At 70.9% G+C, this 24,028-nt stretch carries 24 protein-coding genes and 1 pseudogene; 8 read left to right on the top strand and 17 right to left on the bottom strand.

Going from position 1 to position 24,028, the window contains the following annotated elements:
• Positions 1-10: 10 nt before the first annotated feature.
• Positions 11-607 carry a YceI family protein gene (locus OG937_40550; protein ID WUD77558.1) on the top strand — a complete coding sequence of 199 codons (597 nt, stop codon included), beginning with the start codon at positions 11-13 and terminating at the stop codon, positions 605-607.
• Positions 607-816 (top strand): hypothetical protein, encoded by a 210-nt coding sequence (locus tag OG937_40545; protein WUD77557.1) that lies wholly within the window; start codon positions 607-609, stop codon positions 814-816. The genes OG937_40550 and OG937_40545 overlap by 1 nt, the downstream gene beginning before the upstream one ends.
• A gap of 12 nt (positions 817-828) precedes the next feature.
• Here OG937_40545 and OG937_40540 read toward each other — a convergent pair whose 3' ends face one another.
• Positions 829-1,182, bottom strand: a complete 354-nt coding sequence (locus OG937_40540) for a VOC family protein (GenBank protein ID WUD77556.1) — start codon at positions 1,180-1,182, stop codon at positions 829-831.
• Positions 1,183-1,271: 89 nt separating this feature from the next.
• Positions 1,272-1,979 carry a DUF6082 family protein gene (locus tag OG937_40535; GenBank protein WUD77555.1) on the bottom strand — a complete coding sequence of 236 codons (708 nt, stop codon included), beginning with the start codon at positions 1,977-1,979 and terminating at the stop codon, positions 1,272-1,274.
• 178 nt (positions 1,980-2,157) lie between these two features.
• On the opposite strand from OG937_40535, the gene OG937_40530 reads away from it, so the two are divergent.
• Positions 2,158-2,619: a nuclear transport factor 2 family protein gene (locus tag OG937_40530; GenBank protein WUD77554.1), complete on the top strand. Its 462-nt coding sequence runs from the start codon at positions 2,158-2,160 to the stop codon at positions 2,617-2,619.
• Positions 2,620-2,628: 9 nt separating this feature from the next.
• On the opposite strand, the gene OG937_40525 is transcribed toward OG937_40530, so the two are convergent.
• Positions 2,629-3,588 carry an AraC family transcriptional regulator gene (locus OG937_40525; protein ID WUD77553.1) on the bottom strand — a complete coding sequence of 320 codons (960 nt, stop codon included), beginning with the start codon at positions 3,586-3,588 and terminating at the stop codon, positions 2,629-2,631.
• Between the two features lie 113 nt (positions 3,589-3,701).
• Between OG937_40525 and OG937_40520 the strand changes: the two genes are divergently transcribed.
• Positions 3,702-4,784, top strand: coding sequence for an aldo/keto reductase (locus tag OG937_40520; protein ID WUD77552.1), 1,083 nt, complete (start codon positions 3,702-3,704; stop codon positions 4,782-4,784).
• Positions 4,785-4,858: 74 nt separating this feature from the next.
• On the opposite strand, the gene OG937_40515 is transcribed toward OG937_40520, so the two are convergent.
• The 3 genes from OG937_40515 to OG937_40505 form a co-directional block, all read right to left on the bottom strand.
• Entirely contained in the window at positions 4,859-7,240 is a 2,382-nt protein-coding gene (locus OG937_40515; GenBank protein ID WUD77551.1) for an excinuclease ABC subunit UvrA, read from the bottom strand.
• Between the two features lie 245 nt (positions 7,241-7,485).
• The gene (locus OG937_40510; protein WUD77550.1) at positions 7,486-7,896 is read right to left on the bottom strand and encodes a VOC family protein; all 411 of its coding nucleotides are present in this window, start codon (positions 7,894-7,896) and stop codon (positions 7,486-7,488) included.
• Between the two features lie 86 nt (positions 7,897-7,982).
• Complete coding sequence (locus OG937_40505; protein ID WUD77549.1) at positions 7,983-8,555, bottom strand: GNAT family N-acetyltransferase; 573 nt, start codon at positions 8,553-8,555, stop codon at positions 7,983-7,985.
• Positions 8,556-8,663: 108 nt separating this feature from the next.
• Between OG937_40505 and OG937_40500 the strand changes: the two genes are divergently transcribed.
• Positions 8,664-9,125: a hypothetical protein gene (locus OG937_40500; protein ID WUD77548.1), complete on the top strand. Its 462-nt coding sequence runs from the start codon at positions 8,664-8,666 to the stop codon at positions 9,123-9,125.
• Between the two features lie 13 nt (positions 9,126-9,138).
• On the opposite strand, the gene OG937_40495 is transcribed toward OG937_40500, so the two are convergent.
• From OG937_40495 to OG937_40475, 5 genes are all read right to left on the bottom strand, one after another.
• Positions 9,139-10,371, bottom strand: a complete 1,233-nt coding sequence (locus OG937_40495; protein ID WUD77547.1) for an MFS transporter — start codon at positions 10,369-10,371, stop codon at positions 9,139-9,141.
• 252 nt (positions 10,372-10,623) lie between these two features.
• On the bottom strand, positions 10,624-11,259 hold the full coding sequence (locus OG937_40490) for a DUF1062 domain-containing protein (protein ID WUD77546.1): 636 nt from the start codon (positions 11,257-11,259) through the stop codon (positions 10,624-10,626).
• A gap of 399 nt (positions 11,260-11,658) precedes the next feature.
• Entirely contained in the window at positions 11,659-12,420 is a 762-nt protein-coding gene (locus OG937_40485) for an alpha/beta hydrolase (GenBank protein WUD79029.1), read from the bottom strand.
• Positions 12,421-12,742: 322 nt separating this feature from the next.
• On the bottom strand, positions 12,743-13,693 hold the full coding sequence (locus tag OG937_40480) for an alpha/beta hydrolase (GenBank protein WUD77545.1): 951 nt from the start codon (positions 13,691-13,693) through the stop codon (positions 12,743-12,745).
• A gap of 77 nt (positions 13,694-13,770) precedes the next feature.
• Entirely contained in the window at positions 13,771-15,399 is a 1,629-nt protein-coding gene (locus OG937_40475) for a ubiquinol-cytochrome c reductase cytochrome b subunit (GenBank protein ID WUD77544.1), read from the bottom strand.
• Positions 15,400-15,687: 288 nt separating this feature from the next.
• On the opposite strand from OG937_40475, the gene OG937_40470 reads away from it, so the two are divergent.
• Positions 15,688-16,572 (top strand): RNA polymerase subunit sigma, encoded by an 885-nt coding sequence (locus OG937_40470; GenBank protein WUD77543.1) that lies wholly within the window; start codon positions 15,688-15,690, stop codon positions 16,570-16,572.
• A 78-nt stretch (positions 16,573-16,650) separates the two neighbouring features.
• Here the strand turns inward: OG937_40470 and OG937_40465 are convergent.
• The 3 genes and pseudogenes from OG937_40465 to OG937_40455 all read right to left on the bottom strand — a co-directional run bounded on the left by OG937_40465 (position 16,651) and on the right by OG937_40455 (position 19,559).
• Positions 16,651-17,334 (bottom strand): annotated as a pseudogene (locus OG937_40465) (sigma-70 family RNA polymerase sigma factor).
• Positions 17,335-17,766: 432 nt separating this feature from the next.
• A complete protein-coding gene (locus tag OG937_40460; GenBank protein ID WUD77542.1) occupies positions 17,767-18,192 on the bottom strand; it encodes a MarR family transcriptional regulator in 426 nt (141 codons plus the stop codon).
• 11 nt (positions 18,193-18,203) lie between these two features.
• Entirely contained in the window at positions 18,204-19,559 is a 1,356-nt protein-coding gene (locus OG937_40455; protein ID WUD77541.1) for an NAD(P)/FAD-dependent oxidoreductase, read from the bottom strand.
• Positions 19,560-19,840: 281 nt separating this feature from the next.
• Here OG937_40455 and OG937_40450 point away from each other — a divergent pair, with 281 nt between their 5' ends.
• Positions 19,841-20,302, top strand: coding sequence for a hypothetical protein (locus OG937_40450; protein WUD77540.1), 462 nt, complete (start codon positions 19,841-19,843; stop codon positions 20,300-20,302).
• A 138-nt stretch (positions 20,303-20,440) separates the two neighbouring features.
• On the top strand, positions 20,441-20,920 hold the full coding sequence (locus OG937_40445) for a cupin domain-containing protein (GenBank protein ID WUD77539.1): 480 nt from the start codon (positions 20,441-20,443) through the stop codon (positions 20,918-20,920).
• Between the two features lie 54 nt (positions 20,921-20,974).
• Here the strand turns inward: OG937_40445 and OG937_40440 are convergent, their stop codons facing one another.
• The 3 genes from OG937_40440 to OG937_40430 form a co-directional block, all read right to left on the bottom strand.
• Positions 20,975-21,850, bottom strand: coding sequence for an RNA polymerase sigma-70 factor (locus OG937_40440; GenBank protein ID WUD77538.1), 876 nt, complete (start codon positions 21,848-21,850; stop codon positions 20,975-20,977).
• 48 nt (positions 21,851-21,898) lie between these two features.
• Positions 21,899-22,630 (bottom strand): NAD(P)H-binding protein, encoded by a 732-nt coding sequence (locus OG937_40435; protein ID WUD77537.1) that lies wholly within the window; start codon positions 22,628-22,630, stop codon positions 21,899-21,901.
• Between the two features lie 146 nt (positions 22,631-22,776).
• Positions 22,777-24,000, bottom strand: a complete 1,224-nt coding sequence (locus OG937_40430; protein ID WUD77536.1) for a serine/threonine-protein phosphatase — start codon at positions 23,998-24,000, stop codon at positions 22,777-22,779.
• Between the last annotated feature and the right edge of the window lie 28 nt (positions 24,001-24,028).

The following is a 24,028-nucleotide window of genomic DNA, read 5'->3' as shown; positions in this document are numbered from 1 at the left end:
TCGACCCGCCATGCCCAGGAATTGCGCGGAAACCACCGTCCCCGGCGCCCGTCCGCACGAGGAACTGACCGGTGCGTACGTCATCGACCCGGTCCACAGCGCGGTCGGCTTCTCCGTCCGGCACGCCATGGTCGCCAACGTGCGGGGCAGATTCACCGCGTTCGAGGGGTTCCTCCGGCTCGACGCGCTCCATCCGGCCCGTTCGGAGGCCCACGTGAGCGTGCAGACCGGCAGCCTGGACACCGGCGTCCGGGCGCGGGACTCCCACATCACCGGCCCCGACTTCCTGGACTCGGCGACGTTCCCCCTCATGGTCTTCCGCTCCACCGCGGTCGTCCCGCTGGACGAGGACCGCTTCCGCATGACGGGGAACCTCAGGATCAAGGACGTCGAACTGCCGCTGCACATCGACCTCGACTACGGCGGCACCGCCCGCGACACCGACGGGCAGCGGCGGGTCGGCTTCGAGGGCTCGGCCGTCCTCCGGCGTTCGGACTGGGGCCTCAACTGGAACGTCCCCCTGGAGACCGGAGGCGTGCTGCTCAGCGACAAGGCGCGGCTCGAACTCAGCGTCTCCGCGCTGCAACTCGGCCCGGAGGCCCTGTGATGACCCGATCCGCCGACCACCACCCCGACACTTCGGCCACCGCCGCGGCGCTCACCGCCCAGGCCGTGGCGCTGGAGCGGCGCGTCATAGAACTGCGCCGCGAACTCTCCGACGTCGCCGATCGCATGACCGCCGTCGCCGAGGCCCTGAGCGGCCTCCGCAGCTCCGGTCTCCTCCTCCCCGACCAGGCCATGGGCGACGACCACTGAGGGAACCTGCGGTCAGGCGGGCTGCCACAGCTCGATGCGGTTGCCCTCGGGATCGGTGACCCAGCCGAATCGGCCGACGCCGTCCATGTCCTGCGTCTCCTCGGCCACGTCGGCGCCCTTGGCACGCAGTTGCGCGAGCATGGCGTCCAGGTCGCGGACCCGGAAGTTCAGCATGGTCTGCTGGGTGCGGGACCCGAAGTAGTCGGTCCCGGACTCGAAGGTCGCGAACACCGTCGGCCCGGCCTCCGGACGCCACAGACCGTGCTCATCGACGTCCAGGCCCAGGCAGTCGCGGTACCACGCGTTCAGGGCCGCGGGGTCGGCCGCCCGCATGAAGTAACCACCGATTCCCAGCACACGTTCCATGCCGCCCATCCTGCCAGGACGGCGATCAGGACGCGCGGCACCACACCATCGCCCGGCAGGCGCCCGGGGGCGGCACCCGGGGACGGCCTTCAGCGTCGGCCCCGCAGGAGCGCTCCCAGGGCCAGACCGGTACCCAGGCCGATCAGGGTGCCGGACACGGCCGATCGCCGGCGCGGTACCCCAGGAGCCCGGGGAGCGGGCACGCCGGGCCCGGCGGCGACGGCCCGGGCGAGTTCCTCGCCGACGACTCCCAGGAAACGACGGCCCGCACGGCTCCCGGACGAGCGGGCGATCCACGAGGGGTGCGCCCTGCTCCAGTAGTCGCGCCCCGCTTCCCCGGTGAACATCCCGGCCAGCATGTCCCGCAGCAGGCCCTCGGGGATCGTCCCGATCTCGTAGCCCATCCACGCGTAGTTCATCATCAGGTCGGCGTAGACGTGCCGTTTCCGCCCGTCCGGATCGGCGATGTCCGTCGCACCCCAGACGGGCTGGAACAGTGCCATGTCGTCGAGCTCCAGCCGGGCCAGCTCCAGGTAGTAGCCGCGGATCCCCTGGATCTGCTCGGCCCTGGCCTGCCGGTTCTGGACGATCAGCGACACCGCGACACCGGCCAGCGCGAGCGCCGAGACGATCGCCGAGGTGAAGCCGTACGCGGCACCGACCTGGCCCAGCCGGTCCCAGTCCACGCCCCGCGAGCCGGAGATCCTCTCCAGCACGAACGGGGACAGCAGGACAGCCGCCAGCACGACCACCGCGGCCGCCAGCAGCCCCAGAAGCCCGGTGACGCGTCGGGCCATCGAGCGCCTCCCCACCGGACGATGACGAACCATCACAGCGCACCCTCCCCCAAGCCGGGCCCTCCCGGTTGCCACGGGCTGATTGTGCCGTGCCGACGCAGGGGCCGGGGTGTGACCCCACTTGCAGGAGGCTGCGCCTACCAGTTGGGAGGGACAGGCTCGTGGAGCGGGCCGTCGCTTGTCTGAAACACTCGGCGCGCCGGACGACTCCGATCATGAAGGAATGCTGGACATGAGCCATCCATCGCCCGTGGACACGGTCCGGAATTTCTGTGCGGAATTCGGACCCACCTATGACGATGCCGTGGCCACCTGTCAGCGGTTTCTCCATCCCGACGTCAACTGGCAGTCCGTCATCTTCAACGACCATCCCGTGGACGGCCTGGACGCCCTCCTCGAGGACCTGCGCCGTGCCCTCGAGACCTTCCGCGCGAGCGGCTTCCGTATGGATGTGCGTCACATCCAGGCCGACGGAGACGTCGTTTCCGTGCGCCGGACCGACGAACTCCTGGATGGAGAGGGAAATTCCCTGGAGGCTCACGACATCGTGTCGACCGTCTATCTCGAGGACGGCAAGATCCGGTGCACGAGGGACCGCTTCTTCGATTCGGGCAGGTCCGCAGACGCGTGGGCCGGCTGACGGCGGCGTCTACTCCTGGACCACCGCCGCGGTCTGCAGGCGAGCCGCGTCCTGGCCCGGCGGGGCGCCGAACATGCGGCGGTACTCGCGGCTGAACTGCGAGGGGCTGTCGTACCCGACGGCGTGACCGACCGCGGCGACCTCGTCCGGTGCCGCGATGAGTCGCAGGCGGGCCTTCTGCAACCGGAGTTGCTTCTGGAACTGCAACGGGCTCATGGCGGTCACCGCGCGGAAGTGCCGGTTCAGCGAGGAGACGCTCACGCCCACCTCCCGGGCGACGTCGTCGATCCGGATGACCTGGTCGTAGTGGGCCTTGATCCAGTCGATCGCGCGGGCCACGAGCGACATGCGGCTGTCGGCGCGTCCGATCTGCCGGATCAACGCTCCCTGCGGCCCGTTCAGCAGCCGCCAGTGGATCTCGCGTCGCACCCCGGGAGCCAGTACGGGCACGTCCCGGGGCTCGTCCAGCAGGCGCAGCAGCCGGAGGACCGCGTCCAGCAGCCGGTCGTCGGCATCGCTGGTCGCCAGGCCGGGCCCCTCGTACGAGCGGGCCGGGACAGGGGCGGCCTCCAGCAGCAGCTGCGCGATGATCGCCGGCCGCAGCGGAAGCCCGAACCCGAGGAACGGCTCGGTGGCCGAGGCGCGGCTGATCTGCGAGGTCAGGGGCAGCTCCACGGTCGCGACCAGGTACTGGCCCGCCCGGTAATCGAAGATGCGGTCACCCAGGACCGAGCGCTTCGCTCCCTGGACCGTCAGCGCCATCATCGGCTCGTTGACCGTGCCCATCGGTTCGGTGACGCGGTCGCTCGCGAACACAACCGTTCCCTCGACCCACCGCGGCCGCGGGCTCCCCGAGGCGAGACGCGTGATCCGCTCGCCGATCTCTTCCAAGTGACGCACCATCCCAGTGGACCACATCATGGCGACGGGCGCACGGACGATCTGGGCGAGGCTGAGCGGATCGTGCAACGATCCGCTCCGATCGGTCTAGGAGAACACCAGGTGGCGGGGTCGAATGGAGGAGCACCAGGGGACGGCCTGCGCGGTCTCCCCCACCCCGTTCTCCGTGAGGAAGCCCCGTCATGTCGCTCGATTCCTACGTCACGCTCGGCCGCTCGGGACTGCGCGTCAGCCCCTTCACCCTGGGCACGATGACCTTCGGTGAGGATCACGGATGGGGCTGCAGCCCCGAGGAGTCCGCGAACATCCTGGCCGCCTACCTCGACCGCGGCGGCAACTCGATCGACACCGCGAACATATACACCAACGGACACTCCGAGAAGATCGTCGGCGACTACTTCGCCGGCCGGTCCGCGCTGCGCGACCGGGTCGTGCTCGGCACCAAGTTCTTCGGCAACCTCTACGAGAACGACCCCAACGGCGGCGGACCCGGCCGCAAGGCGATCGTGCAACAGCTGGAGAACTCCCTGCGGCGCCTGCAGACCGACTACGTCGACATCTACTGGCTCCACAACTTCGACCCGGCCACGCCCGTCGAGGAGACCCTCCGCGCGCTGGACGACCTGGTCCGCGACGGCAAGGTGCGCTACATCGGGTTCTCCGACGTACCGGCGTGGGCGACGGCCGAGGCCGCCACCATCGCGCGCTTCCGCGGATGGGCCCCGGTCGTCGCGCTGCAACTGGAGTACTCCCTGCTCGAACGCACCTCGGAGGGCGAGCTGATCCCCATGGCCGAGGCCCTCGGCATGGGCGTGATGCCGTGGGGGCCGCTGCGCAGCGGGTTCCTGTCAGGCAAGTACTCGAGCTCCTCCACCGGGCCGGTGGACACCGCGCGCACGCAGCTCGTCGGCGCCCCCGGCGAGGCCGACTACAAGGTCATCGACGCGCTCCACGCCGTCGCCGCCGACGCGGGCGCCGACCCCGCCGCCGTCGCGCTGGCCTGGGTGCAGGGCCGCCCCGGGGTCACGTCCACCCTCATCGGCGCGCGGCGCATGGACCAGTTCGAGGCCAACCTGCGGGCCCTGGACGTCAGCCTCGCCCAGGCCCAGCGCGGTGTGCTCGACGACGTGTCCACGCCCACGTTGAACTTCCCCGCCCACAACAACGCGACGCTCGCGCCGATGCTCCAGTTCGCCGGGGCGAGCGTCGACGGCCGCCCGTCCATGCCCTCCCCGCTCCTGCGGGCCCACAGCGCCCGCTACTGAAGCGGCTCCCGCGGTGCGCGGGGTGCGTGACGACACGGGGGCCGGGGCGTGATCGCCCCGGCCCCCGCCGCGCGTCAGGCGCCGACGTAGGAGGCCAGGTGCCGGCCGGTGAGGGTGGAGCGGGCGGCGACGAGGTCCGCCGGGGTGCCCTCGAAGACGATCTGCCCACCGTCGTGGCCTGCGCCGGGGCCGAGGTCGATGATCCAGTCGGCGTGCGCCATGACCGCCTGGTGGTGCTCGACGACGATGACGGACTTGCCGGAGTCGACGAGACGGTCCAGCAGGCCGAGCAGTTGCTCGACGTCGGCGAGGTGCAGGCCGGCGGTCGGCTCGTCGAGGACGTAGACGCCGCCCTTGTCGCCCATGTGCGTGGCCAGCTTCAGCCGCTGCCGCTCACCGCCCGACAGCGTGGTGAGGGGCTGGCCGAGGCTGAGGTAGCCGAGCCCGACGTCGGCGAGCCGGCCGAGGATGCGGTGCGCGGCGGGCGTGTGCGCCTCGCCGGCGCCGAAGAACTCCTCGGCGTCGGTGACCGACATCGCGAGCACCTCGCTGATGTCGCGCCCGCCGAGGTGGTACTCCAGCACCGAGGCCTGGAACCGCTTGCCCTCGCACTCCTCGCAGGTGCTGGCGACGCCCGCCATCATGGCCAGGTCCGTGTAGACCACGCCTGCGCCGTTGCAGGTGGGGCAGGCGCCCTCTGAGTTGGCGCTGAACAGTGCGGGCTTCACGTCGTTGGCCTTGGCGAACGCCTTGCGGATCGGGTCGAGCAGTCCGGTGTACGTCGCCGGGTTGCTGCGGCGTGAGCCGCGGATGGGGCTCTGGTCGACCGACACGACCCCGGCACCGGCGGGGATCGACCCGTGCACGAGGGAGCTCTTGCCCGAGCCCGCGACGCCGGTGATGACGGTGAGCACCCCGAGCGGGACGTCGACGTCGACGTCGCGCAGGTTGTGCGCCGTGGCGCCGCGGACCTCCAGGTTGCCGGTGGGCTTGCGCACCGTCTCCTTCAGGGAGGCGCGGTCGTCGAAGTGGCGGCCGGTGATGGTGCCGCTGCTCCGCAGCCCCTCGATGTCGCCCTCGAAGCAGACGGTGCCGCCGGCCGTGCCGGCGCCGGGTCCGAGGTCGACGACGTGGTCCGCGATGGCGATCGTCTCCGGCTTGTGCTCCACGACGAGCACCGTGTTGCCCTTGTCTCGCAAGCGCAGCAGCAGGCCGTTCATCCGCTGGATGTCGTGCGGGTGCAGACCGGTGGTGGGCTCGTCGAAGACGTAGGTGGTGTCGGTGAGCGAGGAGCCGAGGTGGCGGATCATCTTGACGCGCTGCGCCTCACCGCCCGAGAGCGTGCCCGACGGCCGCTCCAGCGAGAGGTAGCCGAGTCCGATCTCCACGAACGACTCAAGGGTGTGCTGCAGCTTCGTGAGCAGCGGCGCCACCGAGGGCTCGTCCAGGGCGCGGACCCATGCGACCAGGTCGCTGATCTGCATCGCACAGGCGTCGGCGATGCTGATCCCGGCGATCTTCGACTCCCGAGCGCCCTCGCTGAGCCGCGTGCCGTCGCACTCGGGGCAGGTGGTGAAGGCGACGGCGCGGTCCACGAACTCGCGGATGTGCGGCTGCATCGCCTCCTTGTCCTTGGCGAGCATCGACTTCTGGACCCGCGGGATCAGTCCCTCGTAGGTCATGTTGATGCCCGCGATCTTCATGCGGGTCGGCTCGCGGTGCAGGAAGTCGTGCAGCTCCTGCTTGCTGAACGTGCGGATCGGCTTGTCGGGGTCGAAGAAGCCGGACTCGGCGTAGAGCCGGGCGTTCCAGCCGCCGCCCTTGTAGCCGGGGACGGTGATCGCACCCTCGTTGAGCGACTTGGAGTCGTCGAAGAGCTGGCTCAGGTCGATGTCGGAGACCGTGCCCCGGCCCTCGCAGCGCGGGCACATGCCGCCGGTGCGGGTGAAGGTGACCTTCTCGGCCTTGCTCGTGCCGCGCTCGACGGTGATCGCACCGCTGGCCCGGACGGAGGGGACGTTGAAGGCGTAGGCGCTGGGCGGGCCGATGTGCGGGGTGCCGAGCCGGCTGAAGAGGATGCGCAGCATGGCGTTGGCGTCGGTGACGGTGCCGACGGTGGAGCGGGGGTCGGCCCCCAGCCGCTGCTGGTCGACGGTGATCGCGGTCGTCAGCCCGTCGAGGACGTCGACCTCGGGGCGGGCCAGTGTCGGCATGAAGCCCTGGACGAAGGCGCTGTAGGTCTCGTTGATCAGCCGCTGCGACTCCGCGGCGATCGTGTTGAAGACCAGGGAGCTCTTGCCCGAGCCGGAGACTCCGGTGAACACCGTGAGTCGGCGCTTCGGGATCTCGATGCTGACGTCCTTCAGGTTGTTCTCGCGCGCACCGTGCACGCGGATCAGATCGTGGCTGTCGGCAACGTGCGGCGCAGGCGACTGCGCGTCCGCCTTCTTGGCCATGTGTGTCGTCTCTCCATCTGTCTCGTGCGTGCGCGGCCGCTCTCGCGGTCTCCGTCGGCGTCGCCTGGCTCGATCTGACCGGCTTCGGTCAAGTATGTCCGGTCCCCCCGCGTCGGCGGGGCGCGGCCACCGTAACCGTCCGCCGGGCCGCCCCGCTCCCGCTTCGGCCCGGTCCCCGCCGAACGGACCGGGTGGGGGCCGGGTTCCCGCCGGGGGGCGGCGCGGGAGCGGGGATCACGGGGCGGTCAGCGGACCTCGTTGAAGCGGATCGTGTTGCCCGCGGGGTCGCGGAAGGCGCAGTCGCGGATCCCGTACGGCTGCTCGGTCGGCTCCTGGACGACCTCGGCGCCGCCCGCCACGAGCCGCTCGAAGACGCCGTCGAGGTCGGGCGTCGCCAGGGTGAGACGGGCGTAGGTGCCCTTGGTCATCATCTCGGTGATGGTGCGGCGCTCGTCCTCGGTGATGGCCGGGTCGGCGGCCGGCGGCTCCAGGACGATCGACGTGCCGGGCTGGTCGGCGGGGCCGACGGTGATCCAGCGCATGTCGCCGTAGCCGACGTCGTTGCGGACCTTGAAGCCGAGGGTGTCGCGGTAGAAGGCCAGCGAGGCCTCGGGGTCGGTGTGCGGGAGGAAGGTCCAGTGAATGGTGATGTCCATGGCCGTCACGCTAGCCGCGGCCCGCTCGCGGAGGCTTCTCCATTCCTGACCGATCCTCCCGGGCGCGCACGGTGACCTCTGCGCACTCAGAGCGCGCGACCCGGCAGGGACGCGCTCGACTGGTCCGCGGTCATCCGCCAGACGACCTCGATCCCCACTTCGCCGGGAGCGGATGGGCCTTCCGGTTCCGGTACGCGTGCGATCTCGGTGAAGCCGAGGCGGCGGGCGACGGCTCCGCTGGCGGCGTTGGCGGCGTCGTGGTGGATCTCCAGCCGGTCGATGCCGGTCAGGGCGAAGCCCTGGCCGACGAGGGCGGCGGCGGCCGCCGTGGCGAGTCCCCGTCCGGTCCACCGGGGGTGGAGCCAGTACCCGATCTCCAGGCCGCCCGCACCGATGCGGCGGTGGAGGCCGCAGCTGCCGATCACCACGTCCTCCGACGTGATCGCGTAGGCGAACGCCTCCCCGCTCCCCCACTCGTCCTGGCTGCGGGCCAGGAAGCCCGCGGTGTCCTTTCTGCCGTGGCCGGCGGCCCAGGGCATCCAGGGCACCAGGTGGTCAAGGGACTCGTGGATGGCGTGGTCCAGGGCGTCGAGGTCGCCGTTGCGCCAGCGGCGCAGTTCGACCTGGTCGGAGTGGAGGATCTCGGCGGGCTCGTCCATGCCCGGATGCTCTCGCAGCCTCCTGGAAGCCGACAACGCAATATCGCTTGGCAGCGGCGGCGGGGGCACCGTGCTGCCCGTCGAGTCCGCTCTGATATGCCTGCCTGCATGAACGCCGATGCCGTCGCCCTGGTCGATGTCTCCGAGTGGGCCGCCGCGTGCCGCGGCCGCACCGGGGACCTCCTGGCCGGTCTCGGTCGTGCTCCCGATCTCCTGCGGACGGACCCGGGGACCGCGGTGCGCGTCCTCGACGCGCGCCTGGCCCGGGAGATCCCCGATCTCCTCGACCGGGAGGAGTGGGTCGAGCTCCACATGCTGCTGGTGGCCTGCCTCGCGGAGTTCCTGATCAGCGTGCACGGCGCACGCTGGGCGTGGTGCGAGGACTCGGCCTCACCCGTGGGCGGCCGCTGGGTCGTCACCGGGTTCACCCATCCGCTGGGCGGGCGGACGTCGGCGGTGGACGTGGGCGCGCTCGCGGGCGACGCGCTGGCGTCCGCGCCGGCCGTCAGCCTCACCGCACTGATCGACCGCGCGGAGCCGGCGGCCGGCATCCTCGTCGTACGCGGCTGAAGGTTCCCTCCCCTCAGTTCGCCGTCGGCTCCGCATGTGCCGGCTGTCCCTTCCGCGTCCGCAGGAGACGCAGGCCCGCGAGGCTCTGGAGGGTCATCGCGGCGGCGGCCGCGGTGGTGACCGCGAACCCGCCACGTGCGCCGGATGAGTCGATCGCCCAGCCGGAGACCGCCGCCGCGGCGGCCGAGCCCGCAGCGCCGGCGGAGCCGAGCCAGGAGAACGCCTGGGTCAGAACGGCCCGGTGGACGGTCGACTCGGTGAGCACGGAGAAGAGCACCAGAAGGGGCTGGATCGTGGCACCGGTCAGGAGGACGACCAAGCCGAGCCCGAACGGTGAGCCGGCCGTGGGCAGCAGCAGCGTGCCGAGCAGGAGCGCACTGGTCGCCGCCAGCAGTTGCACCGGGGGCGTGGCGCCCCACCGGCGCGACCCGTACACCCAACCGGCCAGCAGACCGCTGCAACTGGAGACGGTGAAGACCACGGCTGCGGCGCCCGGTGCGCCGTGCTCCACCGCGAAGGCGGTCACGGACACCTGCATGGCGCCGAAGAACACACCGAGAGCGAGGTTGAGGCCCATCAGTACGAAGACCGCGCCGCACAGCAACGACCGGCCCGCGCGGGCGTGTACGGCGCTGTCGGCGGCCGGCGGGGGCGCGCTGCGGCGCTGCGCCGCGAGGACCAGGCCGCCGGCCACCGACAAGGAGGCGGCCAGCACCGTGCCGACCGCGGGATGTCCGGCCGCGGCGAGTGCGCTGACCAGCACCGGGCCCACGAGGTAGGCCACCGCGTTGCCGATCGACTCCAGCGCGAAAGCGGTGGGCAGTTCCGCGGCCCGGTCGGTGCGCAGCAGTGCCGCCCAGCGTGCCGCGGACATCGCGCTGAGCTGGGGAAGGCTGGCCCCGACCAGCGCACCGCCCAGGGTCATGAGGGCGCCGGAGGCGTCGGCGGCGACCAGGGACACGAGGACGGCCACCGCGAGGGCGTGGGCGAGCAGTGCGGGCAGCAGGACCCGGGTCTGCCCGAACCGGTCCACGAGCCGGGCCAGTTGGGGCGCCACGAGCGCGTCGGTCACCGCGAATCCGCCGCCGACCAGGCCGGCCGCGGCGAAGGTGCCGGTGTGGCTGTGCACGAGCCAGACGATGCTGAGGCCGGTCATCGCGATGCCGACGCGTCCGAGCGATGCGGGCAGGAAGAAGGCTGCGGCCCCGGGGGTGCGCAGCAGGGAACGGTAGTTCGCCGAGGGCACGGCGATTCCCTTTCGCTGCCCGGCGGGACGGCCCACCTGGGACGTCGGTGCCCGGATGTGCCGTCCCGTGGAAGCCGCCTGAAACCGTCCAGTGGTGGCGCGGAGAGGGGGCACGCGCCCCGCACCGACTCCATCACCGGGCAGAAATCTTGACGTGTTGTGGGTGGCCATCCTCGACGCCGGCGCCCGTGATGTCCATGCTCCGCGCACCGACCGGCCGGGCCGGTGCGCGGAGCGGTCGGCGCCGCGACCCTAGGCCGTGGGACCCGCTGCCGCGTCGCGCGGAGGTGGTGGGGTGGCGGTGACGAAGAAGGTGAAGTCTCCGCGTGCCTTCGCGTCGACGGCCAGGGGCAGGCGTAGCCGCCCGGAGGCCACCATGGCTCTCACAGCGGATCGGCTCAGGCCGAGCCCGGTCATGAGCAGCTTCTCGACCCTGATGGGCGCAGGGAGGTCGAAACCGACGACGACCTCGAACGACGTCGGATCGTCCTGCTCGATGTCGTAGAACGGCATGTCGGTCTCCAGCTCCCATGTGCCGGTCCAGTCGAGCCGGTACCCGGCCCTTCCGGCCGTCGCCCCGTCCATCGTCTGACGCCGCACCATGGCCGGATCGTTGTTCTCGAACATCTGCAGCCGCTCATGGTCGAGTGCCTGTACGTGGACGCGCTCGTGGACGGGGATCTTCGACGTACGGCCGCACAGCTCGCAGCAGATCAGCATCCAGACGTCGAGGAGCTTGCCGCTCGCGTTCACGCGGAACTTGCCGCTGGGACGGTGGCGCGTGGACCTGCACGACACACATGCCGTGACGATGGCGGGCAGGCAGAGCTCCCTGATCACCCACAGCGCTTTCCGGTCGACGTCGGAACCGCCGCCTTCAGCGGACACACGGATACTGCGGACCTCGTTCATGGCTTCGGCGAACTCCAGGGCTGACGGAGGAGGCGTCAGGGAGCGCGTCGCGGCGCTGTGAACTCCCCCGGATCCAGTGGCGTGAGGCCGGCGTCCGAGAGCGGAGCACACCGGCCGGCGCGACGTGGCACATCACGTCGCGTGAAGGAAGCCCGCACTGATCACACGGTGCGGGCTTCGAACGGCACGCCGGAACCTGACGGGGAGTGACTCCAACCGTCTTCATTCCGCACGTGCGCCACTGGTTACAGATCCATGGCCGAGATGATGTTCGACCAGCGGGCCGTCAGGCAACCGAATTTCCGGGAGGCCACGAACGGCGGGCGGGGCGGCGCATCGTGCGCCGCCCCGCCCGCGGGGTCACCGGGCCGGCGGTCAGCGGACCGAGCGCGCGGCTTCCTCGATGATGCGCGCGGACTCCTTCGGGTGGGAGACGCTCACCGCGTGGGACGAACGGACCTCCTCCACGTGGGACTTGGCGCGCTTGGCCATGAAGACCTGGAGCTCGCGGGGGATGTTCCGGTCGTTGGAGGCCACCAGGGTCCAGGAGGGGATGGTCTTCCACGCGGGCTCGCCGGAGGGCTCGTACAGCGCGCCGCCGGACACGGGGCGCTGGGTGGCCGCCATGATCTCCGCGGTGTGCGCGGGGACGTCCGCGGCGAACTGGTGGTGGAACTTGGCCTGGTCGATGTAGAGGTCGACGCCCTTGGAACCGTCGGGCATCGTGACCGGCACCTGCTTCAGCGCGTCGCCGAGCGTGCTGCCCTCGAACTTCAGCGACAGGTCGAAGGCGTTCTCGCCCTTGTCGGGCATGAAGGCGGCCAGGTAGACGAGGGCCTTGACCTTGTCGGAGCCGTACGCGGCGTTGGAGATCACGGCGCCGCCGTAGGAGTGGGCGGCCAGGACCACGGGCCCGTCGATGCTGTCCACCAGCTCCCGGACGTACGCGGCGTCGCTGGCCAGCCCGCGCAGCGGGTTGGACGCCGCCACCACGGGGTAGCCGTCGTGCTTCAGCTTCTTGACGACGTCGTTCCAGCTGGAGGAGTCGGCGAACGCGCCGTGGACCAGGACCACGGTCGGCTTGCGGTGGTGCGAGGGTGCGCCGTGCCCGCCCTTCGTGGCGCTGGCGGGGGCCATGGTCGCGGCGAGCAGACCGGCGGCGACGGTCACCGTCGCCATGACGGTGAGCGGGGTGCGGAGGGTCCGGTAACGGGCATGACGGTTCACAGGAAGGCCCTTTCGAGGCGGGAGATGGTTGTGCGATCCGGGCCCCGGGAACGAGGTCCGGCGGAGGGTGCGGCGGGATGCGCCGCACGTCTGCGAGAGGTGGCTCGCGGCCGGCAACCGGGGACGTCCGGGTCCGGGACCACCAGGAATCACCGGTGCGGGCGCTTCTCGGGGAGGCCCCGCGGGCAGGGGCGGCGCAGTGGCCCGGCCCCGCGTCCGGCGGTGGGGTGACTCAGTTGGTGTGCAGCGCGGTGTGCAGCGCGCGGGTGGCCTGCTCCATGGCGGCGGTGGTCGCCTGCGTGGAACGGACGGGGTTGAGCATCATGAAGTCGTGCAGCGTGCCGTTGTAGCGGACGCTGGTGGTGGGCACGCCGGCCAGCGTGAGCTTGCGGGCGTAGGCCTCGCCCTCGTCGCGCAGCACGTCGTTCTCGTCGGTGATGACCAGCGCCGGCGGCAGGCCCTGGAGGTCCTCCAGGCTCGCCCGCAGCGGCGAGGCGGTGATCTCCGCCCGCTGCGCCGGGTCGGTGGTGTAGCAGTCCCAGAACCAGGCCATGGCCTTCGCGGTCAGGTACGGGCCGTCGGCGAACTCCCGGTAGCTGCCGGTGTCCTGGGCCGCGTCGGTCACGGGGTAGTAGAGCGACTGGTGGACGAAGGTCACGTCGCCGCGCCGCTTCGCCATGATCGTCAGCGCCGCGGTCATGTTGCCGCCGACCGAGTCGCCGGCGACGGCCATGCGCGAGGCGTCCAGGCCCTCGTCCGCGCCCTTCCCGATGACCCAGCGGGCCGTCGCGTAGGCCTGCTCGATCGCGACCGGGTACCGGACCTCGGGCGAGCGGTCGTACTCGACGAACACCACCGCGGCGTGCGCCATGACGGCCAGTTCGCGCACGAGACGGTCGTGCGTGCCCGCGTTGCCGAGCACCCACCCGCCACCGTGCACGTACAGCACGACGGGCAGGACCTCCTCCGCGCCCACGGGCTTGACGATGCGCACCCGCACGTCACCCACCTCGGCCGGCACGGTGATCCACTTTTCCCGGACGTCGTACTTCTCGACCGGCGCCGCCTGCAGGTCGTCGAGGACCTTGCGGGCGCCTTCCGCACCGAGCTCGTAGAGGAATGGCGGCGTCGCCGTGGCGTCCGCGATTTCCTGAGCCGCAGGCTCGAGGACGGGCTTGCTCATTGTCGAACTCCCAAGTTCGGCACTCTCGTGCACTTCCTTCGCCCTTATGACAAAGGACCGGATGAATATGTGACACCTCAGTGGATAATGTTCTTCTCAGCGTGGTCGTGGTTGATCTCCTCGAATTCCCGCACGGTGGGCTTGGGAATCTGCGTTCCCTTCCCGTACAGGCCCCGGCTGAGCAGGGCCCGCAGCCGCTCCACACGGCCGGCCCTGCCGTCCGGGGAGAGGCGGATGGGCGCGTACTGCTCGTGCTGTGTGAGGAGGTGGAGTTGCTCGCGGCCGAGCGGTTGGTGGACCTCGACGTACTCGCCGTCCGGCAGGCGCTTGATGATCCCGGTCTCGCGGCCGTGCAGCACTTTGTCGCGGTCGCTGCGCTGGAGGGCGAGCGCCCAGCGCTTGGTCACGACGTACACCACGAAGGGCACGACGAACAGGCCGATGCGGACGGCCCACGTCACGGCGTTGACCGACATGTGCAGGCGGATGGAGATCACGTCGTTCGCCGCGCCCAGCAGCGCCACCGCGTACACGCTGACCCACGCCGCGCCCAGGGCGGTGCGCACCGGCCGGTTGCGGGGCCGGTCGAGGAGGTGGTGGTCGCGGTTGCCGTCCTTGGTGACCCATGCCTCGACGAACGGGTAGGCGCCCAGGGCGAGGAAGAGCCCGGCGCCCGCCAGCAGCGGCACGAGGTTGTCCAGCGCCAGGGTGTGGCCCCGGAAGACGACCTCCCAGCCGGGCATGACGCGCAGCAGACCGTCGAGCACACCCATGTACCAGTCCGGCTGTGAACCGGCGGTGACCTGGTCGGGCCTATAGGGGCCGTACAGCCAGATGGGGTTGATCTGCGTGGTCGACGCGATGATGAGGACGACCCCGCTGACCAGGAGGAAGTACGCCCCCGACTTCACGGCGTACACCCGGAAGGGCAGGCCGACCACGTTCCGCTCGGTACGTCCGGGCCCCGGGTACTGCGCGCGCCGGTGACGGCGCGCCAGGACCAGGTGGGCGACGAGGATGCCGGCCATCAGGGCGGGGATCACCACGACGTGGAGCGTGTTGAAGTGCGCGATCAGGTCCTTGCCCGGGTACTCGCCCCCGAAGAGGTACATCGACAGGTAGGTCCCGACGACCGGTATCGAGAGGATGGTGCCGTTCACGACCATGAGTCCGGTCCCGGAGAGCAGGTCGTCCGGGAGGTCGTAGCCCGTCAGTCCCTCGAACATGCCCAGGACCAGCAGGGAGAAGCCGAGCACCCAGTTGAGCTCGCGCGGCTTGCGGAACGCACCGGTGAAGAACACCCGGAGCATGTGGGCGAACATGCTGGCGACGAAGATCAGCGCCGCCCAGTGATGGGCCTGGCGGATCAGCAGGCCGCCGCGCACCTCGAAGGAGATGCGCATCGTCGAGTCGAAGGCCTCGGACACCATTTGGCCCTGCAGCGGTGCGTAACTGCCGTGGTATTCCACCGGCGTCATCGACGGATGGAAGTACAGCGACAGGTACACCCCCGTCAGGACGAGGATGAAGAAGCTGTAGAGGGATATCTCCCCCAGCATGAAGGACCAATGGCTGGGGAATGCCTTCCGCATCCCGGACGATCTGGTACGTCTGTCGACGCCCAGTCGTTCGCCGACCCATTCGGCGACTTTCACCCCCCGGTCCGGCGGTCGTTCCGAATCGGCGGGCCGGCTGTCACCGTCCATGTTCCTGTCACCATTCATGTTTCACCCATGGCGGGTCGCGGGTCGGCACTCTCGTGCACCTTCCGGCAATACGACCGATCACGAGGCGAAAGTGTGACGTGTGCCGTCTGCGCGGTAATGCGGAAGGGAGTTTCGCACCCTGTTCACGGGGGGGGACCCGCGCGGGGACAGCTCCGCCGGCGGCCGGCGCGTGGGCTCAATGTCACAAGGTCCGCACGGACCTGGTCTCACCACTAGGACCGGAATTCGGTGCCATGTCGGTGTGGTGGGCGAGGGAGGTCGGGGGTCATGGATTTCTCCGGTGATGCGGTGCCGATCGCGGAGCTGCTGGACGAACGTCGGCACTTGCTGGACGTGGCGTTGTGGATGGTGGGCGGCACGGCGGAAGCCGAGGCGGTCGTCGACGAGGCCTACCGCCGGTGGTTCGAGCTGCCGGAGGCGGCCCGCCGGTCGATCGATCCGCCCGGGGCGTGGCTCGTGAAGACGGTCGGCGCGATCTGCCTGGCGCGGCTGGCCACGTCCGCCGGGGGAACCGTCCCGTCCGTGGCGGACACGGAACGGCCGGGCGTGGGCGCCGAGCTGGAGCAGGAGATCGGTGAGGTCCTGCTGACGGCCCTGGCCGCGCTGTCGCCCGTGGAGCGGGCGGCGTTCGTGCTCAACGACTGCTTCGGGATGACGCTGGGCGCCGTGGCGGACGTGGTGGGGCGGTCGGAGCCGGAATGCGCCGAGCTCGCCGATCGTGCGCGGCTGACGATCCGCGCCTGCCGGTCGCATCCGGTGACGCCGCAGGAGCAGGACGCGGTGGCGCGCGCGGTGCGCGCGGCCTGCGTGGGCAGCGACGTGGTGCGGCTGACGTCGCTGATGTGTCCGGACGCCACGGCGTTCTTCGACGGTGGCGGGAAGATCCGGGCACTGGTCCGGCCGGTGCACGGCGCCGAGGCGGTCGCGCGCAGTCTGCTGACCTTGCTCGCGCACCGCCAGCGGGTGGCCCTGTCCGCCCACTCCGTGAACGGCCGCACCGGTCTGGTGGCCCGCTACGAGGGCCAGGTGGTGGCGGTCATCAGCCTGGACGTCGCCGACCACCGCGTCTCGCAGGCCTGGGTCGTCCTCAACCCCGACAAGCTCCGGCCCTGGAACCATCCGGCCCGCCCCGTGGGCACCCTCGGACCCTGACGGCTCCGCGACCCTTCATGCGCCGGCGTCCGTCGTCCGCGACGGACCGGCGGCGCAGACCTCTTCGCGGACCGTGGGGGCCGCCCCGTGCCGGCCGCCGCGTTCCGCCAGGCGGTCCGCGACGTCCGGGGCGAGGAGCGCTTCCAGCGGGGCGAGGTTCCCCGTCCGGGCCGCCGAGACGAAGGTCTCCAGGAGGCGCTGGTGCTCCGCGGCGTCGACGGTCTCACGGGGCTTCTCCACCACGTGTTTGCGGGCCCGGCTGACGATCTTGCGGACGTTGACGATGCTGAGCTGGAGTATCTCGGCGATCTCCGGATAGGCGTAGTCGAACGCCTCACGCAGGACGTAGGCCGCGCGTTCCGTGGGGTTCAGCCGCTCCAGGACCAGCAGCAGGGCGAACTCCACGGCCTCCGTCCGCTGGACGCCCGCCTCGGGATCCGCGCTCGTGTCCACGGGCTCGGGCAGCCAGGGTCCGATGTAGGTCTCCCGGCGCACCCGGGCGGATTGTGCGACGTTGATGGCCAGCCGGGTCGTCGTGGTCGAGAGGAAGGCGGCCGGGCTGAGCACCGCGGAGCGGTCGGTCCGTTGCCAGCGCAGCCACACCTCCTGCACCACGTCCTCGGCCTCGGCGGCGCTGCCGAGCACGCGGTACGCGATGCCGAACAGGCGTGGCTGGAGTTCGACGAAGGCGGAGGCCGCCTCGTCGAGGCTCGGTGCGGAGGGGGACGGCTCGGCGTCCGCGTTCCGCCGGTCAGAGGTCATTTACGGGCAGCCCCCGGCCGTGTGACACAAAGGTGTCACACGATGCATTACATGGGTGGCCACTACACGATCTCCGATCACCGAGCGTCACGATCTCTCCATTCACGTCCGCTGAATAGACCGGAAAGGGCCCGATCATGTGACAGAAAAGGGCGGGAGAGAGTCGTCGCCGGCACCGGAACAACAGGCTTGCGGGGAGCGCATGGTGTGTTCCACGGGCTCACAACCCACCGTTGCCTCACATCATACGCTGGACAAACAGTACAAAAGGGATGTCGAGTCCGGCACTTCGCCAAAAACCACACAGATTCGACCCTCTGTTGCCAGAGAAAGAGTGACACGTTATTCATCCGTGGTGGAAAGTTCCGCATACACGCACGCCGATGTGACGGAAAGTGACGGGGCCGGTCAGGGCGCACGCGCCTCCAGGGGCTACGAGGGCCCCTGGAGGTAGCGGATCAGGTCGGCGTCGGTGTCGTCCGCGCGGAGGCCGGACACGACGTCGTGGACGGCGCGCTCCAGGAGCGGCACCCCGAGCCTCAGCACGTCCTGCGCGACCGGGGTGAGGTGCACGTCCACGCTCCGCCGGTCGTACGCCGAGGTGCGCGTCGTGATCAATCCCCGGTCGCGCAGCCGGGTCACCAGCCGACTGGTCGCGGACTGGGTCAGGCCGATCGCGTCGGCCAGTTCGTCGAAGTGGAGCTGGCCCTCGGCATCGCGGATGCTCTCCTGAAGGGCTCGCAGGGCGTGGAACTCCCGTGCGCTCACGCCCAGTTGCCCGTGTAGCGCCCGCTCGACGCAGTTCTCGATGCGGCGGTGGAGCCGGTCGAGCGCGCTCCACCGCCCGCTCGGCGTCATCTTCCCGGCGTTCACACTCCGGCGTGGTCGCCCGCCCGCGGCTCCGCGGGACGCCGGGGGGTGGCGCTCGTGACGAACGCGTCCCGCGGGTGCTGCACGGAGGCGAGGGAGACGAGGTCCCGGCCGAACAGGGCGGCGGTGAGCCAGACGGTGAGCACCCGGACCTTCCGCTCCCACGTGGGCACCGCGAGCACGTGGTAGCCGCGGTGCATCAGCCAGGCCGGGAACCCCTTGATGACGATGGCCTTGTACTGGAAGATGCCGCGTCCCAGGCCCAGCGTGGCGACCACGCCGAGGCTGCTGTGGCGGTAGTCCCGGACCCTGCCGCCGCGCAGGCTCGCGACGATGTTCTTGGCCAGACGCTTGCCCTGCCGGACCGCGTGCTGGGCGTTCGGCACCGTGTGCGCCCCCGGCACGGGCGAGGCCAGGTCGGGCACGGCCGCGTCGTCCCCGGCCGCCCACACGTCCGGCACCGGCTCGGCGTCCGTACCCACCCGGAGGTCCGGCCGCACGACGAGCAGGCCGCGCTCGTCGACCGGCAGGTCGGTGTGGTTGTGCACCACGGGGTTCGAGGCGTTGCCGGCGGTCCAGACGATGAGTTCCGAGTCGAACTCCTCCCCGCTGGACAGCACGACGTGCCCGTCCTCGGCGGAGACCAGTTGGGTGTTCAGGTGCACATGCCCGCCGCGGCGTTCCAGGTGGCGCACGACCCAGGCCCCGGGCCCGTCGCTCACCTCGGGCAGGATGCGCCCCCGCGCCTCCACCAGGTGGAACGACAGCTCCTCCAGGCTCAGTTCCGGGTAGGACTTGAGCATCGCGGTCGCCAGCGACAGCAGCTCACCGAAGCCCTCGACACCGGAGAACCCCCCGCCCACGAAGGTGACGGTGAGCAGCTTCCGCCGCTCGGGCCCCGGGGGCAGCGAGGCGGCCTGGTCGAACGCCGTCAGCAGCCGGTCGCGGATGGCGACCGCCTCCTCGACGTGCTTCAGGCCGATGGCGTGCCGGGCCAGGCCCGGGATGGGGAAGGTACGGGTCACGGCTCCCGCGGTGACGACGAGGGTGTCGTACCGGAGTTCGTACTCCTCCCCCTTCACGGGCCGGACGGTCACCGTGCGGTCGGCGTGGCGGATCCCGGTCACGCTGCCCGCGACCAGCCGGGACTTGTGCAGGTGCCGCCGCATCGACACGGCGGCGTGGCGTGCCTCCACCGAACCGGCGGTCACCTCCGGCAGGAACGGCTGGTACGTCATGTAGGGACGCGGGTCGACGACGGTGACCCGCGCCTCCCCGGGCCGCAGCGTCTTCTCGAGGCCCCAGGCCGTGTAGAAGCCCGCGTAGCCGCCGCCGACGATCAGGATCTCGCGCATGATTCCCTCTGTTTCTCTCCGTCACCAATAAGACAGCGCAGGCCCTGTCGGTGTGACAGAGCATGTCCGCTCAGTGGTGAACACTGTGATCACGGCAGGGATGTATCGGGGGATTTCCTACCAGAACGACCGTTTGGAGGGCCGTCCGCAGCCCCTCCGCTCGCCGGACGGATCAACACTGTCTGCTACGTTCCTGAGGACTCGACGTCAGCCGGCCCGGGCTGACGTCCACGGCGACGCCACGCGCGCCCCCCTCCGCCTTCCTTCTTCTGGAGCTCCACGTGCGCACAGCACTCCTGTCCGCCGTACTCGTCAGCACCGTCGCGCTCGCGCCGTTCGCCACGGCGTGCACGGACGACCCTCCCCCCGACGACGCCCACACCTCGCCGCCCGCGACGGCCCTGCGCGGGGGTGCCGTCTGCTCCGCCCACTTCAGCTTCGCCACCGACGTCTCCTGCGGCCTGACCGACTTCGGCGACGTGCGCTTCCATTGCGCCGACGAGCCCACCGGTACGTGTCCGAGGACCCGCTCCGTTACGCTGGAGAACATCGGGAGGACGTCGGTCAGGCTCGTGGCCGTCAGCGGATCGGAGCCCGGCGAGAGACACGAGATGGTCACCGGGACCCTGCCCTCCGGTGGCCGGCAGGTCCTCACGCCCCGCGCGGGCGACACCTACCTCTACGACATCCTCCTGCGCGCGGACAACGGCCTGGCCGCGGTGGGCGTCGTCGCCGTCTCCTGACGCCACGGAACTGTCACACACGCGCGGGCAACCCGGTCTCCCCGAGAGGGGCGTGGTCATGGACGGCCGACCGGAGCGGCCGGCACACGCCCCGCCGGTGCGCCACGGCGCACACGACGCGAGCGAGGGATGGTAGGCATGTCATACCCAAAGCAGGTGTACTTCGGGGACAGCGGGGAGGTCAACGCCAACTTCCGCCCGGCGAGCGCCCCTCCGAACGTCGGCCAGGCCGGGGACGGCATCCACTACCTGGCGACAACGGACATGACGCGGGGCGAGTACGGGCTCTACCGCGTCATGATGAGGGCGAACGCGGGCGGTCCCAAGACGCACTTCCACCGGACCATCTCGGAGTCCTTCTTCATCCTCAACGGCACCGTCCGCCTCTACAACGGCGAGAAGTGGGTGGACGCGCAGGAAGGCGACTTCCTGCACGTCCCGCAGGGCGGGCTGCACGCCTTCCGCAACGACTCGGACGCCCCGGCGGAGATGCTGCTGCTCTTCACGCCGGGCGCACCGCGTGAGGAGTACTTCGAGCAGATCTCGCAGATGGGCAACGCCACGGCGGAGGAACGCGCCGCGTTCCTGGACAAGCACGACTCGTACTTCGTCGACTGACCGGGCCGCTCCCCCGGCGCCGCACCCCCTGGGCGGTGCCGGGGGTCCGTGCACTCACTTGTCCAGGACGGCGAGTTTCGTCGGGCTCATCATCCACATCACCCGGTCGATGCCCTCCGGTGTGACGCTCAACGTCAGGACGGCGTAGACCGTGCCGTCGCGGGACAGCTTCATGGCGGGCCCGCCGTTCACCTGGACGGGCTCCACGGTGGCGCCGACCCAGAACCGGTCGGCGAAGGCGTGGATGTACTTGGCCACCCGCTGACGGCCGACGACGGGGAACTTCGAGGCACGGACCTCGCCTCCTCCGTCGGAGTACGAGACGACGTCCTCGGCGAACATGTCCTCCAGCACGCCCACCTCCCCGGCCTTCGCGGCCGCCACGAACGCCGTCAGGAAGCGCTGGCGGTCGGCGGTCACGACACTGGCCCGCTTCTCCGCCGCCAGGTGCTTGCGCGCCCGGCTCACCAGTTGGCGCGCGTTGGCGTTGGACTGTCCGATGATCTCCGCGATCTGCGCGTAGGGGTACTCGAAGGCCTCCCGGAGCACGTAGGCGGCGCGTTCGGCGGGCGTGAGCTTCTCCAGGAGCATCAGCACCGCGACCTCCAGCGCCTCCCCGTTCACGGCTCCCAGCGCGGGATCGCTCTCGGTGTCGACCGGCTCCGGCAGCCAGGGTCCGACGTAGGTCTCACGCCGGGCCCGGGCCGACTGCAGCACGTTGATGGCGAGCCTGGTGACCGTCGTCGCGAGGAACGCCGGGGGGTTCTCCACCTTGGAGCGGTCGTAGGTCTGCCAGCGGATCCACGCCTCCTGCAGGATGTCCTCGGCCTCGCTCACGCTGCCGAGCATCCGGTAGGCGATGCCGAACAGGCTGCCACGGGCGGCCTGGAACTCCTCCTGTGCTTCCTGGAGGTCGTCGGCTTCATCCACTGCGTCGTCCTCGGTCGGCGTCGTCCGCGGTCGGGACGCGCCCGTCGGTCAGGACAGCCAGTCCCGGTAGTGGGTGGGGGCGATGCGGGCGGCTCGCCCACCGACGAGGACGTCGCCCTGGGGGACGGCGAACATGCCCGCGGTGTCGTCGACGACGACGGAACGCCCGTCGCCCTTGGCGGCGATGGTGATCCGGCCGATCTCGTCGAGGGAGAAGACATCGGGCCCGGCGATGTCCACGGTCCCGTTGAGCGGGGGACCCGAGGCGACCTCGGCGACCATCCGCGCGACGTCGGCGGCGGCGATCGGCTGGAGCGGGGTGTGCGGCAGCCGGACGGTGTCGCCGTCGGTGGTCCAGGACATCGTCGCGTCCATGAACTCCATGAACTGCGTGGCACGGACGATGGAGTACGGGATCGAACTCGCCTTGAGGATGTCCTCCTGCAGCACCTTCGCCCGGTAGTAGTCCAGCTCCGGCACCTGGTCGACGCCCACGATGGAGAGGATGACCATGTGACCGACGCCGCCCTTCTCACAGGCGGCGATCAGGTTGTCCATCGACGTCTGGAAGAACGCGGGCGAGGCCTCGTCGAAGGTCGGCGAGTTCGTGAGGTTGACGACGACGTCCGCGCCCGCGACGGCCTCTACGACGCCCTCGCCGCTCAGGAGGTCCACGCCGGTGGACAGGGAGTGCGGCACGGCCTCCCGGCCGGCCGCATTGAGGTCCTTCACGACCTGCGAGCCGATGAGCCCGGTTCCGCCGATGACTGCGATTTTCATGGCTTTGCCCATCTCCCGATGCGTATGACCGGTGAATGCCCCTACGTGCTTAACGTACCTTCGCGGCACTCGACGCGCCTGGTCTGCCGCGGAGGCCGCCCGAGGGCACACCGGACCGCGCCGCACGGTGTGGCGGGCAGGCGGTGTCAGGGCGTGCAGGCCGCGATCACCCGAAGGGGCGGCGGACGGGAACTCCCCGCCGCGCCCGGCGGCGGTCCGCCCGGAACCCGCCCGGCCAACGCCCCGGGGGCGGTCGCCTGCGCGGGGACGGGAACCCGCTGGAGGGCGACGATGGCGACGTCGTCGCTCAGCGGGCCCCTGAGGTGCCGGCACAAGTCTTCCCGTACGTGCCGCACGAGGCCTCCGGGCCCGTCGCCCGCCCAGGAGGCGACCCGGTCCTGAAGGGGGTAGAAGGTGCCCGCCGGGTCCCGGGCTTCGGTGACGCCGTCGGTGTAGAGCAGGAGGACGTCCCCGGGGGCGAAGGGGAAGGTGTCCTCGTGGTGGTCGTGGGGAGCCAGGCCGCCCAGACCGAGGGGCGGCCCGCTGCGTCGGGGCGCCAGGAGGGTGACGCGCCCGCCACCGGAGACGAGGGGCGCGGGGTGGCCGCAGTTGACCGCGCGGATGACCCGCCGGTCGTCGGGTATCTCCAACACCAGCGCGGTGACGAAGCGTTCGGCGGCGTCGTGGTGGCTCTCCTCGAACTCCTCCAGGTGGGTGCGCATGCTGCCCTCCAGGTGCGCGGCCACTTCGCACAGGGTGGCGCAGCGGGGTGCCGCCTCCCTGAACGCGCCGACGGCGGCCGCCACTTCGTGGATCCCTTGCAGGCCCTTGCCGCGGACGTCGCCGATCAGCATCCGCGTCGCTCCGGGGACGCGGGCGGCCGCGTAGAGGTCGCCGCCGACGGTGGTGTGGGCGTCGGAGGCCTGGTAGGCGGCGGCGACGCGCAGCGGGCCGATCCGGTCGGGGAGCGGGCGCAGGACGACTCGCTGCGCGATCTCGGAGACCGCCCGTACGGCGGTCAGTTCCAGCTGGTGGTGCTCCTGCCGGACGCAGAACACGACGGCGACCACGGACAGCACGAGCACGGCGGCGTCCTGCGAGGTGGTGACCGGCGGAACCCCGGTGGGGCTGACGACCAGGCCGATCCCGGCCGCGGCGACGATGAGGGCGGCTCCTGCCGTCACCGATGCGCCGGCGAACGTCGCCGCCGCCGAGGCGGCCACGAGCGTCGTCGCCCAGCCGACGGCCGGTGCGCACAACCCGTCCAGGACGCTCACGGCGGCGAGGAGGAGGAGCGCGACGGCGGGCCGTATCCCCGGCCCCCGTGAGCGGGGGGCGAGGCGGGTGCGGAGCGGAAGGGAGGGGATCATGCGCTGCCTTTCCGTGCGGGGGCATTGC

Source organism: Streptomyces sp. NBC_00510 (assembly GCA_036013505.1).
Lineage (GTDB): Bacteria > Actinomycetota > Actinomycetes > Streptomycetales > Streptomycetaceae > Actinacidiphila.
This window is presented reverse-complemented; position numbering and strand designations above follow the sequence as displayed.